Origin of the sequence: Moraxella cuniculi DSM 21768 (assembly GCF_900156515.1) — a bacterium.
GTDB classification, from domain to species: Bacteria; Pseudomonadota; Gammaproteobacteria; order Pseudomonadales; family Moraxellaceae; genus Moraxella; species Moraxella cuniculi.
On sequence record NZ_FTNU01000003.1, the window covers coordinates 1 to 14,331 of the forward strand.

11 protein-coding genes are annotated in these 14,331 nt (G+C 44.4%); 5 read left to right on the top strand and 6 right to left on the bottom strand.

Annotated elements, in window-relative coordinates:
- Positions 1–600 precede the first annotated feature (600 nt).
- From BW928_RS02765 to BW928_RS02780, 3 genes are all read right to left on the bottom strand, one after another.
- Positions 601–2,184, bottom strand: coding sequence for a PepSY-associated TM helix domain-containing protein (locus BW928_RS02765; RefSeq protein WP_076554724.1), 1,584 nt, complete (start codon positions 2,182–2,184; stop codon positions 601–603).
- A 621-nt stretch (positions 2,185–2,805) separates the two neighbouring features.
- The gene (gene pssA / locus BW928_RS02775; protein WP_076554726.1) at positions 2,806–3,597 is read right to left on the bottom strand and encodes a CDP-diacylglycerol--serine O-phosphatidyltransferase; all 792 of its coding nucleotides are present in this window, start codon (positions 3,595–3,597) and stop codon (positions 2,806–2,808) included.
- Between the two features lie 178 nt (positions 3,598–3,775).
- Positions 3,776–4,654: a 23S rRNA (adenine(2030)-N(6))-methyltransferase RlmJ gene (locus tag BW928_RS02780; RefSeq protein WP_076554727.1), complete on the bottom strand. Its 879-nt coding sequence runs from the start codon at positions 4,652–4,654 to the stop codon at positions 3,776–3,778.
- A 334-nt stretch (positions 4,655–4,988) separates the two neighbouring features.
- Here BW928_RS02780 and BW928_RS02785 point away from each other — a divergent pair, with 334 nt between their 5' ends.
- The 3 genes from BW928_RS02785 to dapE all read left to right on the top strand — a co-directional run bounded on the left by BW928_RS02785 (position 4,989) and on the right by dapE (position 7,785).
- A complete protein-coding gene (locus BW928_RS02785; protein WP_076554728.1) occupies positions 4,989–5,588 on the top strand; it encodes a 2OG-Fe(II) oxygenase in 600 nt (199 codons plus the stop codon).
- Between the two features lie 34 nt (positions 5,589–5,622).
- Positions 5,623–6,486 (top strand): DUF4300 family protein, encoded by an 864-nt coding sequence (locus BW928_RS02790; RefSeq protein ID WP_076554729.1) that lies wholly within the window; start codon positions 5,623–5,625, stop codon positions 6,484–6,486.
- 120 nt (positions 6,487–6,606) lie between these two features.
- Complete coding sequence (dapE, locus tag BW928_RS02795; protein ID WP_076554730.1) at positions 6,607–7,785, top strand: succinyl-diaminopimelate desuccinylase; 1,179 nt, start codon at positions 6,607–6,609, stop codon at positions 7,783–7,785.
- A gap of 142 nt (positions 7,786–7,927) precedes the next feature.
- Here dapE and BW928_RS02800 read toward each other — a convergent pair whose 3' ends face one another.
- Entirely contained in the window at positions 7,928–8,923 is a 996-nt protein-coding gene (locus BW928_RS02800; protein WP_076554731.1) for a Fe(3+) ABC transporter substrate-binding protein, read from the bottom strand.
- Positions 8,924–9,287: 364 nt separating this feature from the next.
- Between BW928_RS02800 and BW928_RS02805 the strand changes: the two genes are divergently transcribed.
- Positions 9,288–10,889 (top strand): ABC transporter permease, encoded by a 1,602-nt coding sequence (locus tag BW928_RS02805; RefSeq protein WP_143821514.1) that lies wholly within the window; start codon positions 9,288–9,290, stop codon positions 10,887–10,889.
- Positions 10,890–10,994: 105 nt separating this feature from the next.
- Positions 10,995–12,005 carry an ABC transporter ATP-binding protein gene (locus BW928_RS02810; RefSeq protein ID WP_076554733.1) on the top strand — a complete coding sequence of 337 codons (1,011 nt, stop codon included), beginning with the start codon at positions 10,995–10,997 and terminating at the stop codon, positions 12,003–12,005.
- Between the two features lie 211 nt (positions 12,006–12,216).
- Here the strand turns inward: BW928_RS02810 and iscX are convergent, their stop codons facing one another.
- A complete protein-coding gene (iscX, locus tag BW928_RS02815) occupies positions 12,217–12,414 on the bottom strand; it encodes a Fe-S cluster assembly protein IscX (RefSeq protein WP_076554734.1) in 198 nt (65 codons plus the stop codon).
- A gap of 177 nt (positions 12,415–12,591) precedes the next feature.
- Positions 12,592–14,148, bottom strand: coding sequence for an alkyl hydroperoxide reductase subunit F (gene ahpF / locus BW928_RS02820; protein ID WP_076554735.1), 1,557 nt, complete (start codon positions 14,146–14,148; stop codon positions 12,592–12,594).
- Positions 14,149–14,331: the final 183 nt, after the last annotated feature.

Here is a 14,331-nt window from a genome sequence, read left to right on the forward strand (position 1 = left end):
GATAATAAATAAATGATTTATTTTTTAATTTATTTAAGTATCTTGTATTGACAAAAATCCACACAAGTTGTTCTTTAGTTTGGATTTTAAATAGTGTATAATACATCGTCTGTATTATTAATCAAGGCTGACTATTTTATCACAGGATTTTGTGTTGTCAAGACCTTTTTAATTTTTATTTCGACATTACGATTAAATTGTGTAACGCTGAAAACGAAATCTATTATAGCAGAAAAAAATTACCCGTCAATAACAAAATTCACAAATAATGTAAAAAATTATTCAACTTATTGATTTTTATATAAAAAATAAATCATGGTTTGATTTTAGTTCCATGATGATGGTCATAAATCACCAAACCAAGGTAGATTAATACGGCGGCCAAACTCAATAGCAAAAACCAAGCCATACCAAAATAAGCAGGTTGCTGCGTGATAAAAACGAAGCCAAAACTAACAACCATCATAATATAAGCCAATTTGCTTAATAATTGTGGCTTTGCTATGTGGAATTTTTTGGAATGTCGTTTGCTTATCATCATTAGTGCCAGCAAAGCCCAAAAATTTGCCATAAATATAACAAGATAAATCAGCCAATCACTCATAGCTGCTCCATTGCTGACCGTTTCTTTGGGCGTGTTGGTGGCTGATATTGCCAGATTTTGTGAGCGATATAACAAAACAACAAAGCAAATAGCACAAATAAAATATCTGCAATCACAAATAGCCAATCTTTGTTTATCCAGCTATCAACAAAACCCCTATCGGTCATCACCATGCTGACTACAGGCAGTAATAACAAAGCCAAAGCTGTGGCATAGCCCAAGAATGCCCATGCTAATTTTTTGGGCAAAATAAACGCCAACACCAAAGCGGCAGCCCATGTTATAAAAAATATCAAAATTTCGGCATTATCCCTGCCCAGATACTGGCTTGGTAAAATACGATTTGCCCACAAAAATACCACTGTTGCCAAGGGTAAGCCCATGATGGTTGCGATATTTAGTCCATCAACCAGCACAAAACCAAAACCTGCCTGCTGATGAGCTTTTAATTTTTCTTTTCTTTTTATTGTCCACAAAACAAGACCTGTGGCAATCATGCCAACGCCCAACGCCCCAAGTATAAATAAGATAACACGCAGCCAATAATCAGCAACCTTACCTTCATGCAAGCCAACCAATGCTGTCTGTGCCAGCACGCCAGATGGAATGGGTGGCGTCTGGCGAATCAAGGCAGACTGCTGATTATAAACATAAAAAGGACGAATGACTGAAAACTGCTTATCCACATCAGCTTCGATGGCAACAGTCATGTCGCTGGTATTGGGATAATTAATGCTGATTCTGGCAATTGCATAATCTGACTGGATTTTCCACGATTTTTTACTTTTGTCAATCAACTGATAAATATCAGGTGGCGGGCTAGGCTTGACACCCTCGCTGGGTTTTGCCCACCAATCAAACGCCAAAAATGGTGCTCTGGCATCACCAGATACGCCTGCAACTTTTTCTGAAAATGGCAAATACATACCAACCAGTGTAATAATCCCCGTAAAGGTGATAAAAAAATGAAACGGCAAAGGCAGAACCGACAAAGCATTGTGTGCATCAAGCCAAGAACGCTGACCTTTTTTGGCTCGAAAAGTGAAAAAATCAGCAAAAAACTTTTTGTGTATCACAACCCCTGTGATGATGGCAATCAGCATCATCATGGAGGCAAATCCCACCAAATATCTGGCATAACGAACAGGCATATAATGCAAATCAAAATGCAAACGGTAAAAAAATTCACCGCCCTGACTGTAATTGTCGGCACTGACAAACCTGCCGTCTTGACTGGCGACAAGTTGCAGCACATTGTTGCGATCATTGCTTGGTTGCACTCTGATTGTCAGCGGCGATCTGTCATCACCAGAATCAATAAACATCTGCTTGGCATCAGGATAGTTACGCACGGCATACTCGGCAGCGGCGGCCAATTGCCAATCCTGACTTTTGCCAATTTGCTGGTAAATGTGCGGCATTGACCAGATATTGATTTCATCTTTAAAATAACTTAAAGTCCCCATAAAAAATATCAAAAATAACAGCCAGCCCAAAATAAGCCCTGTCCATGTATGCACAGGGGCGAGAATCTGGCGAAAATTTGCCTTTTTGACAGCTTGTTTTGTCTTAGTATTCATCATAAATCCCACTCAAATCAAGCAAAAGCAGCAATGCTAAAGAAAATTGGGTATCATAAGCCAGCACAGCAAAAATAGCACAAAAATCATGGTCAAAATCATAAGCCACGCTTGGAACAAAGACCTAATCAAAAAAACCCAAAGCACAATCAAACAAGCAACCACAACAGCAATAATTCTCCCCCAAGTAATCGCAGATATCGTGGATATCGGTAACGCCAGTGGCAACAAAGCAATCAAACTTGCAATAATATAAGAGCCAACAATTGCAAGCAAGATACGGCTGGCAACTTTTAGATTTGTCCAGATTTTTTCACGCATAAACACGAGCATGACGGTCTACTCTGATGGGTTATTTATTGATTGATTTTGTTACATTATAATAAGTATTATTATCAAAATCAATTGATTATTATTTGATATATTAACTCATTTGATAATTATTATCATAATAAAAATGTGCTTTTATTCCATTTAAACAATTTTCCTTTATGGCTATAAAATTGGCACTGCAAATATTTGAGCAAAAACCGTGCGGAGTTACTTGATTGTTAGTAAAATAAAAACAGCTTTTTAATTTCTTAAAAAGCTGTGATTAATATTAATACAATGTATTTTTCGTTAAGATTTATAAAAAGTCGTTACCAGCCCTGATAACACATAGGCAACGCCAATCGCCAATAGCCCAACTGGCACATCATAAAGCACGATGCCAAAGAGCAATACAGCAAGCAATAACACCACAAATGGTACTTTTTGCTTATCAAATTCCTTAAAGGAATAGTATCTGATATTACTCACCATCAACAGACCGCAGGCAATCACCCAGCTGGCAAAAAACCAAGTGAGTGCATCGGCATGATGGTCGGCTTGCACATATTTTAACGACACCAACACCGCACAGGTCAAAAGCAAGGCAGCAAGCGGGCTGGCAAGTCCAATGAAGTATTTTTTGTCCACCGTGCCAATCTGCACATTAAAGCGTGCCAAGCGAAATGCTGCACACGCCACATAAACAAAAGCACACGCCACGCCAAACCGCCCCAAAGGCTGCAAAGCAAAACTATAAACCAGCATGGCTGGAGCCAGCCCGAATGCCACGCAGTCCGCCAAAGAGTCATACTGCTCGCCAAAGGGGCTTTGGGCGTTGAGCAAGCGTGCGGCACGGCCGTCCATACCGTCCAAAAATGCCGAAGCAAAAATCGCCAACGCTGCCCGATAAAACTCCCCATTGGCACTTAGGATAATCGAATAAAAACCTGCAAACAACGACAAGGTGGTGATAAGATTTGGAATCAAATACACCCCTTTGGTCAAGGTTGGTTTATCACCAGCAGGCTCAATCACCTCAAAGGTAATGCCGTCATGCTCTGGTGGGTTTTTTTGACTGTTTATGTGTTGGCGATCTGACATGATTTGCCTTTTTACTTTCAATAATCACAAAGCGGCAACTGCCGAAAAATAACAAGTCTGTGGCAAAAGCACTTCATCAAATTGCATACTGCATTTTGCTTTGTTGGCTGCATTACCCAAACAGCTGATGAATTTTGCCAAAAATTGTATAAATAATAACCAATTAATGCTTGCCAAGCTATTCGCCAACCAACCATTGAACCACTGCCATCTGCTCAATGGGCATTGCTGGAGCGTTGTCTGGCTGCAAAATCGGTGCCAAATACTGCAAAATCTCTTGGGCGTGTATATCAAACTGCCAAGGCGGATTGATAATGTGCAGTCCTGTGCCATTTAGCCCAACTGCGACATCATTGGGGTATAAATTCAACTCACAAATCAGCTGTTTTTTGATGCCTGTGCGTTTCATTTTTTTATAAAATAGCGTTACCGCTTCCAGATTTTTGATTGGATACCAAAGTACAAAAGTTCCTGTGGCAAACTTTTTGTGGCTGGCAACCAACAAATCCACCAAGCGACCAAAATCCTTATGCTCTTGCTCAAACGGCGGATCAAGCAAGACAATGCCTCGCTTTTCTTTGGGTGGCAAGACCGCAGGCACGCCCTCAAAAGCATCACGATGGTGGATACCGATTGGCAATTGGTACAACTGGTAATTAAGAGCATCGTACTCGTCTGCCACCGCCTCAAAGGCTTCGGCACGCACAGGAGCGTGTTCGCTGTGATTGCTGGCATGATTGGCAATCCACCACGGCGAACCGGGGTAAACATGCTTATCATAAATCTTGCGAGCGTGTGCCAAATCCATCAAATATTGACGCACCGCCTTTGGTGGGTTATCAGCACTTGCCCGCTCCAATGCTTTGATGCCCAGCTGTGCCTCGCCTGTCTTGGTCGCCTCAAGTGCCTCAAGCGAATACAATCCACGACCACCATAAGCATCAAGCACATAAAATGGCTTGCCTTTGGTGGAGAATTGAGCAAGCAACTGCAATAACAAAATATGCTTGGCAATATCAGCAAAGTTGCCAGCGTGGTAGGCGTGTTTATAGTTCATGATTTAACTGCTTAAAATAAATGCTATACTATCACAGATACGCTGGTTGTACAATTGACACGGTCAAATTAAAACGCATGGTCGTCAAGGATTAATATTGATTGGTTGATTATTATTTGTCATTACTATTAGCAATATCAAAAATCAACCAAATGATTTATAATAATGCCAGAGGTTAAGCGATAAGATTCTTGCTGTCTCTACGATATTTTTATGATGGCTTGGTGGTGGCAGTGCAGAATATAGCCATCACTTATTATCTGTTACTAATTTTTAACCAATAATTAATCCGTAATTACAACCAAACCCAAGATGATAATCACAAAGGAGCAATATGCCAGCATTTGATGTCAATTGGCAAAGCCTAATCGAGCCAAAACTTGACGACTTTATCAGCACAGGTGTTATGGTGCTTGATGAGGTATTTGACGAGGCTGATTTGGGCAAGTTGCAGGCAGAAAGTGGCTTTGTTGAGTATCGCGAGGCAACCTTGACACACGGTGAACGGCAGGCAAATATCCGTGGCGATAGCATTCGCTGGATTGATGACAACTGCCCTTTTGGCACGGCATATCTTGAATCAATCAATCAGCTGGGGCGATACTTTAACCAGACGCTCTATACAGGCATTCGCCGCAGCGAGGCTCATTATGCCTGCTATCCTGCTGGATTTGGTTATCAGTGGCATACCGACAATCCCAAAGGTCGTGATGAGCGAGTGATTTCGGCAGTTTTTTATCTAAATGACAATTGGCAGGCTTGTGATGGCGGTGCGATTTGTGTGATTGATAAGCAAGACAATACAGCCCAGCTGCTGCCACAACGCAATCGCCTAGTGCTGTTTGATAGCAATCTGTTGCACCAAGTCGCCATCACGCACCGCAGACGGTTTTCGATTGCAACTTGGTTGCGGCGTGATGAGCTGATTTGCTAATGTCCCACCAATTCACCACAACAGGTATCTGAATATGAAGCACGCCCTACTTGCCACCACCATCACCCTGATGCTGTTTGGTTGCACGCCTACCAAGATTGAATCTACCGACCAAACCACGAGCCAAGCCAGCACACAGCAGACCATCACGCTATCAAACCTAAGCGATGAAACAAGTCGCAAACAAATGCGTGATACGCTGGTGCAATACCTAGACCCAAGTTCGGTTGATACTGTCATGGCATGGATCCAAGACTATAACACCACCATCGAAAACACCAGCCTGACAGATGGCTTTGTCAATAGCGAGCAGCCTAACTATGATGTGGTGCAGATTGACAAGCTCTGGCAAGCAAAAAAGGGCTGGTTTATCGGCACCAACTGCCGCCTGAATACTTTTATGCTGCTAAAAAATACCATCAAAATCGGCACCAACACGCCAGCAGATGATCGCTTACTGTTCTTGGATCGTGAGGCTGTTGAGACTGGCAAGCTATTAAATGCCCAAGAATTACAACAGTTCAATCAACTATTTGCACGCGTGGCAACCGATGCCACCACCGATGTAACAGTACACGCCAAAAAAATGCAGGCACAATTTGCCAATATTCGCCTTGATGACACTGCCACCATGCTATCGGTAGTCATGCATGACAATCTGGACGGTGATTATCTATTTATCGGTCATGTTGGTGTCTTGGTGCCTGCCAAAACTGGCTATCTATTCCTTGAAAAACTCTCATTTCAAGAGCCCTATCAAGCGATACAGTTCGCCAGCAAAGACGCAGCCTATGACTATCTATTAAATAAATACGCCATCGATTATAATCAGCCCACCGCCCAGCCATTTATCATGGAAAATGACAAGCTGGTCAGATGGGTAAAAGACAGCACCTAGTCCGCCAGCTGTGCGACAACCAAGCCAATCAGCCTGCTGTATGAATCGTCAGCCTGTGGCGTGGCAATTGGTTACTTGGATTATTTATCAAAAATTTGTAAGAATTTATTGAGAGTTTTTATGACACCAACTTTACAATTAAGCATTGATTTGCTTCGTCTGCCGTCCATTACCCCTGATAACTCCAACTGCCTACAGCTGATTGCTGATTATTTGGACAAATTGGGTTTTGAATGCGAATTTATGCACTTTGGCGACCCAAGCGACACAGGCAAAAACGCACAGGTTAATAACCTATACGCCAAAAAAAGAGGAAGCAACCCCACCGCACCGCACCTATGCTTTGCAGGGCATACCGATGTCGTGCCTGTGGGAGATGAGAGCCTTTGGACTTATCCGCCCTTTTCGGCAACGATAGCAGATGGCAAGCTCTGGGGGCGTGGTGCCGCCGATATGAAAACCGCCATTGCCTGCTTTGTCGTGGCGTGCGAGCAGTTCATCGCCAAAAACCCCAATCACAAAGGGGATATTTCGCTGCTCATCACCGCTGACGAAGAAGGTGTGGCGATTAATGGCACACATAAGGTCGTACAAGCATTGGCACAGCGTGGCGAGCAAATGAATTATTGCTTGGTTGGCGAGCCATCAAGCACCAACACACTGGGCGATGTCATTAAAAATGGTCGCCGAGGCTCACTAAATGCCAAACTCACCGTTACTGGCAAACAAGGTCATATCGCCTATCCGCATTTGGCAATCAATCCCATGCACGCACTGGCACCTGCATTGGCAGAACTTGTGGCAACAGCATGGGATACGGGCAATGAATATTTCCCTGCCACCAGTATGCAAATCTCCAACATAAACAGCGGCACAGGTGCAACCAATGTCATCGCCCAAGATGCACAAGTCCTGTTTAACTTCCGCTATTGCACCGAAAATACCGCCGACAGCCTCAAGGCAAAGACCCATGAGATTTTTGACAAGCATTTCAATAACAGCAAAGCAAGCTATCAGATTGACTGGAGCCTCTCTGGTGAGCCATTTTTGACCAAAAAAGGTCAATTTGTCGATGCAGTGGTCTCCGCCATCAAGCAAGTAACAGGCACAACCGCCCAACTGTCCACTTCAGGTGGCACTTCTGATGGTCGTTTCATCGCCCCCATCATGAATGCCGAAGTGGTAGAACTGGGTGTAAAAAATGCCACCATTCATCAGATTGATGAATGTGTTGCGATTGATGATTTGGAAAATCTCACCAAAATTTATGAACAAATCCTAAGCCAGCTCATCGCCTGACAGGTTTGGTAAAGTAAAGCGGCACACCCTGCTTTTGTTCTTTTTATGCCTTGACAAGCAAGCACCGCTTCAATCAGCTCAAGCCACACCAAATAAAAACACCCTGAAAGCAGGGTGTTTTGTTTTCTCTAGGTTTGGCAGATTATTTATAACCTGCTTTTTTCATCAACATGATGGCTTTTTGTTGGTTTTTGCCAGCCACCGAGACATTGATAAAATCTTGCTTGAATGCACCCCAGCGAGCGACCGATGGAGCTGAGCCTACGCGTGGGCTTGCTGGATATTCAAAGTTGCGATCAGCATATAGGCGTTGGGCTTCGGCACTTGATAGCCACTCAATGAACTTTTGTGCCTCGACTGGATTGTCGCTATATTTTACCACGCCAGCACCAGAGACATTCACATGGGTGCCTTTGCCTTGTTGGTCAGGGAAGAAAATTTTGACCGTGTTTGCCAGTGCAGGTTTTTTGTCCAACAGGCGACCATAATAATAAGTGTTGGCAATGCCGACATCACAGCGACCAGCCTCAACCGCCTCAATCACCCCTGAGTCGTTAGCAATCGGTGCAGTTGCCAAATTATCCACCCAGCCTTTTAGGATTTTTTCGGTAGCGGCTTGACCGTTATTGGCAATCATTGTTGCTACCAGCGATTGGCTGTAGATATTGCTAGAGGTACGCAGACACAGTTTGCCTTTCCATTTTGGGCTGGCAAGGTCAGCATAGGTAGAAAGCTGGCTGGCATTGACTGTTTTTGGATTATAAAAAATCGTTCTTGCACGCACAGACAGACCAAACCATTGATTATTCGGGTCTCGTAGGTGCGATGGAATATTGGCTTTTAGCACGCTTGAGTTGATTGGGCGTAGCACGCCTGCTTGAGCTGCTTGCCACAGATTGCCACCATCAACGGTAATTAGCACATCGGCTTTGGTGTTTTTGCCTTCTGCTTTTAGTCTTTCGACCAGCGGCCCTGCTTTGTCGCTAACAACCGTTACTTTTACGCCTGTTTTGTTTTGATAGGCATCAACGATTGGCTTTAGCAATTCGTCAATGCGTGCCGAATAAACCACGATTTCGTTGGCAAATGCTGGCGTTGCCACCGCCAAAGCCAGTGATGCGGCAAATAACTTTTTCATAATCAATCCTTTTGTTGGTGAAAATTTGCAATTTTGTCATCATATCCACAAATGTGCGATATATTTCACAAAGATTGCATCATATTTGCAAGTTTTATAAAAATCCTGCCAATCTTGTGCTATTATAATAAAACAATTTTCAAATGAAAACAAGAATAATTGTCATTCAATCTTGATTGTTATACAAATTGCGTATTTGTATATTTTTGGTTATCATTTTATCAAGAATATCCAATCAAATGATGATGGCTTGTTGCCAAGGATTTTGCTGCATTTGTTAATCTTAATAAATAGCCAGCCAAGTCAATAAAGATAGCTTGCTGTTTATGATGGAAAATTAATCAAACTTATCATTTGGATTATGATGAATTTATCCTTATTTTTTGCTCGTATTTGGCTGATACTGTGTGCCTTGCTCGTTATCATTCCGCTTGCGGTGATTGCCGCTGCCTTGGGTGATTTTGATGCCGAGATTTGGCAATTTTTGTTGGAATATGAGCTGCCATTATTGCTAAAAAACACTCTGCTGCTGGTTGTTGGCGTGGGCATTGGCACGGCAATCTTGGGCACAACAGCTGCATGGCTTACGGCGATGACGCAATTTCCGCTTAGGCGATTTTTTGGCTGGGCAATGATGCTGCCATTGGCGGTGCCAGCTTATGTGCTTGCCTTTGTGCAACTTGGGATTTTTGATTATACAGGGCCGATTAGCAGCTACCTGCGTGCGGTTTGGGGCTTACAAAACGGACTTCCTGATGTCAGAAATGGTCTGGGATTGACGGTGGTGATGAGCTTGACGCTCTACCCTTATGTGTATCTGCTTGCCAAAAACGCCTTTGACAGCATGGGCAATCGTGCCTTAGAGGCAGGTGCGTCCTTGGGGCTGGGTTCTGCACAAGCCTTTGTCAAACTTGCCCTGCCAATGGCTCGCCCATGGATTGCAGGGGGTGTAATGCTGGCACTGATGGAGGTTTTGGCGGATTTTGGTGCGGTGAGTGTCTTTGGTTACGATACCTTTACCACGGCAATTTATCAGGCATGGTTTGGCTTTTTTTCTATTGACACTGCCAAGCAGCTGGCAAGCCTATTGATTGCCTTGGTGTTTATTTTTTTGGTGATGGAGCAATTAAGTCGTGGACGCCGCCGATTTGAGACGGCAGGACAGGCGAATTCCCATCGCCGTATCATATTGACAGGCAACAAAAAATGGCTCGCCAGTGCCTACTGTGGTGGTATTTTGCTGCTTGCCTTTGTCCTGCCTTTGGTGCAATTGACTATATGGGCGGTACAAAGCTGGCAAGAAGTGGTGGCAGCTGAGATATTTGCACAAATATGGCACTCGGTCAGTATTAGCCTGCTGACGGCAATCGCTGTTGCCATCATGGCATTGCTACTGTCAATCGCTGGACGCTCTGATGGCAGCCGCTTTGGTGTCATCGCCACAAAAATTTCAACACTTGGCTACACAATCCCCGGTGCGGTGCTGGCAGTTGGCGTATTTTTGCCTGTGGCGTGGCTTGATAATTGGCTCATCGACACTGTGCCTGCATTTGCCGAGAGCAATGCTATTTTTAAAGGTACAATTGCCGTGATGGTTGTTGCGTTGCTGATTCGTTTTTTGGCACTGGGCGTACAGTCAATTGACGCTGGCATGAAACGCATTAAGCACAGCCACATTGAAGCAGCTGCCTCACTGGGTGCCAAACCCATCCAAACCATCTGGCGGATATATCTGCCGCTGCTTAAAGGGTCGCTGGGCGTGGCACTGCTGATGGTGTTTGTTGATACCATGAAAGAGATGCCAATTACCTTAATGATGCGTCCATTTGACTGGGATACGCTGGCGGTGCGGATTTTTGCCTTTACCAGCGAAGGCTTGTATGACAAGGCTGCTCTGCCTGCACTGGCGATTGTACTGACAGGGCTGATTCCTGTGATACTATTTAGCAAAATTGGGCAAAAATAGCCAGCATACTTGATTTGACCTATGTCAATTAGAGTAAAACCCGCCCAGTTAAATGTGTATTATATTTAAAAAATATTAATTATTTAGCAAAACTTGAGAACAACCATGCTGCGTATTGATAATTTATCCATCAGCTTTGATAACAAGCCCATCTTGAATAATGTCAGTCTGCAATTACAAACTGGCGAAATCGCTTGTTTGCTCGGCAGGTCGGGCTGTGGCAAAACCACCCTGTTGCGTTGTATTGCAGGTTTTGAGAAGCCAGACAGTGGCAGCATCAGCATTCGTGGTGCAACTTTGTTTGATAAAAATACGCACACGCCTGCCCACAAGCGACAGATTGGCATGGTGTTTCAGGACTATGCTCTGTTTCCGCATTTGACTGTCGCGGATAATATCGCCTTTGGGCTAAAACTTGACAAAACCGCCACCAATCACCGCATTGACGAAATGCTGGAGCTTGTCAATATGCGTGAATATCGGCACAGCTATCCGCACGAATTATCAGGCGGTCAGCAGCAGCGTGTGGCACTGGTGCGAGCCTTGGCGTGTTCACCGAGTTTGATTTTGCTTGATGAGCCATTTTCCAATCTTGATGTTGAGCTGCGTGCCAGCCTGTCAAAAGAAGTGCGTCAGTTGCTCAAATCTCAGCAAGTCTGTGCCATCATGGTAACGCATGACCAAGCCGAGGCATTTGCCATGGCGGACAAGGTCGGTGTCATCAGCCAAGGCGTGCTACAACAATGGGATACCCCAGATGCTCTGTATCACACGCCTGCCAATCAAGCGGTGGCACAGTTTATTGGTGAAGGTGTGCTGATTGATATCCATCAGCTTGCAGCCCTGCCGCTTAATGAGCATCTAAAAGCAGCCCTCAATCCTGCCGTCAATACAGTGCTGGTTCGTCCACATGATGTCAGCCCAGCTAATACTGATGACAACCATACCATCAGCGGCACCATCTTGGACAAAGATTTTCGTGGTGGTTATTGGTTATACACACTCGGCACCCAGACAGGGCAGACGCTGCTGATGCAACTGTCATTGGCAGAGTCGCAATATGCACTTGGTGATACGCTGATGGTATCAATCAATAGATTCTGCACACTGTCGTAATTACCAAGACTGTCTCCATGTCGGGTCTCGCTCGCGTGAACTGCATGATGTCATGCCACCTGCGGTACGGCAGCTGGATATTGTAAAATTGCTAGATACTTGCTCTGTGCTGGGCTTTGATACTACCAAGCTCTTGGTGGCTTGGCAATCACCCAGTTAAAATAAGGCGGTCAGTCATCAATGAACCGCCTAAATTTATCACCTGCTAAGTTTACAACTCATCAAGCCATGCCATCTGAATGGCCTCCAAAATCCGCTCATTTGATTTGTTCGGATCGTCAGCGAAGCCTTCAAGCTGGCACACATAACTGTGCAAATCAGTAAAGCGAATGTACTGCACATCAACATCGGGATATTTCTCCGCCAAAGCAATGGCGATATCCAAAGTGTCTTGCCAAGTTAATTTCATTGTTGCCTCCTGTTTTATTTGTCTTATTGTAACAAAACCAAGACTTGTTTAGCAACTTAGCACAAGCCATCATACACCACCCAGCCCATTTAGCATTCAATCATCATCGACAGGTTGGCAAATCACCACTTACAATAAAATAAGCGTTCTGCCTAGACAAAACGCTTATATAAATCATTAACCATTCATCATCAGATATTCAAAGGCAGCCAGACCTGCTTTTGAGCCTTCGCCCATGGCGATATTAATCTGCTTATATGGCACAGTGGTTACATCACCACAAGCAAAAATCCCCTCACGGCTGGTGCGACATTTGGTATCAATCTCAATCTCGCCATGTGCTGTGGTTGCCACCAAGCCTTTGGCAAGCTCTGAATTTGGCACCAAGCCAATTTGTACAAATACCGCCGACAGTGGCAAAGTTTTGTTTTCACCAGAGGTTCTGTCCTGATAAATCAGACCATTGACCTTGCTGCCATCTGTGGTGATTTCGCTGGTGGCTGCTGATTTGATGATGGTGATATTCTCACGGCTTGTCGCCTTATCCACCAGCACCTGATCGGCACGCAAAGTATCGCCAAACTCCAGCACCGTTACATGGTTTACGATGCCTGCCAAGTCCAGTGCCGCTTCTACGCCAGAATTACCGCCACCGATGACAGCAACATCTTTGCCCTTAAAGAACGGACCATCACAATGTGGGCAATATGCCACGCCATTACCGATATTTTCATCCTCGCCCTTGACGCCAAGTTTTCGCCATTTGGCACCTGTTGCCAAAATAATAGTGCGTGATATCCAGCTTGCACCTGTGTTTAGCAAAACTTTATAACCACCCTCAACAGGCTCAATGGCAGAAACGCTGACATGCTCTTTGACTGTAATGTTATACTCTTTAATGTGCGTGGCAAGATTGGCTGCCAGCTGATTGCCATTGGTCAGCGGTGTTGAGATGAGATTCTCAATATCTTGCGTGTCTTTTACCTGACCGCCGATACGATCGGCAACGATCGCCACTGCCAAGCCCTTGCGAGCGGTATAAATCGCCGCTGCCGCCCCTGCAGGCCCACCCCCAATAACGGTAACATCTTGGGTATCAAGCATTGGTTCATCGGCAGCTGATAACAAATCAGGGTATTGCTCTTGTAGCTTTTCAATCAATTTGGCGGTGTCAATTTTGCCATTGGCAAATGGCTTACCATTTAAAAATACCGCAGGCACACCCTGCAAGCCTTTTTCGGCAACCAATTCAGGAAATACCCCGCCATCAATCATCTCGCTGTTAATATTATCATTAAGCAATGCAAACTGGTTTAATGCCTGCACCACATCAGGACAGTTGTGGCAAGACAGCGACACAAAGGTTTGGAACTGTAGCGGTGCTTGGATACGCTTAATCAGGCTTTGGATACCTTCATCAAGTTTTATCGTATGACCACCTGATTGTAGCACTGCCAGCACAAACGAGGTGAACTCATGACCCCCCGGCACACCACTAAACACAATGCCTGTATCACGCCCATTGGTTGTGATTTTAAAGCTCATCGGCGACAGTGTTGCATCGGTTTGGGTTGCATCAAAGTTGATTTTGTCGCTGGTTTGGGCGATTTTTTGCAAAAAATCCACCAGCTCGCCACGCTTATCATGCTCACCCTGACCGATAACCAGCTCTACAGGGCGGGTCATATTTTCGCTATAAGATTTGACAGCATCTAATAAATTTTGATCTAACATTTGCTCACCTTGTTATTTTAACAAAAATCATCATTGACAATCGCTTTGCAGCCTTGTTGTCAGTTGTGCCTATTATAGCCCAGTTACCGCACAAACCAAATTTTAGATTTTCAAACACCGTCATCACATTCACAAAACCATAAACAGCCACAATCTCGCCCCACCCAGCCGCCCGATTGACAA

Coding starts and splice junctions, on each gene's coding strand:
- BW928_RS02765 (WP_076554724.1), bottom strand. CDS start 2,184: ATGAATACTAAGACAAAACAAGCTGTCAAAAAGGCAAATTTTCGCCAG.
- pssA (WP_076554726.1), bottom strand. CDS start 3,597: ATGTCAGATCGCCAACACATAAACAGTCAAAAAAACCCACCAGAGCAT.
- BW928_RS02780 (WP_076554727.1), bottom strand. CDS start 4,654: ATGAACTATAAACACGCCTACCACGCTGGCAACTTTGCTGATATTGCC.
- BW928_RS02785 (WP_076554728.1), top strand. CDS start 4,989: ATGCCAGCATTTGATGTCAATTGGCAAAGCCTAATCGAGCCAAAACTT.
- BW928_RS02790 (WP_076554729.1), top strand. CDS start 5,623: ATGAAGCACGCCCTACTTGCCACCACCATCACCCTGATGCTGTTTGGT.
- dapE (WP_076554730.1), top strand. CDS start 6,607: ATGACACCAACTTTACAATTAAGCATTGATTTGCTTCGTCTGCCGTCC.
- BW928_RS02800 (WP_076554731.1), bottom strand. CDS start 8,923: ATGAAAAAGTTATTTGCCGCATCACTGGCTTTGGCGGTGGCAACGCCA.
- BW928_RS02805 (WP_143821514.1), top strand. CDS start 9,288: ATGAATTTATCCTTATTTTTTGCTCGTATTTGGCTGATACTGTGTGCC.
- BW928_RS02810 (WP_076554733.1), top strand. CDS start 10,995: ATGCTGCGTATTGATAATTTATCCATCAGCTTTGATAACAAGCCCATC.
- iscX (WP_076554734.1), bottom strand. CDS start 12,414: ATGAAATTAACTTGGCAAGACACTTTGGATATCGCCATTGCTTTGGCG.
- ahpF (WP_076554735.1), bottom strand. CDS start 14,148: ATGTTAGATCAAAATTTATTAGATGCTGTCAAATCTTATAGCGAAAAT.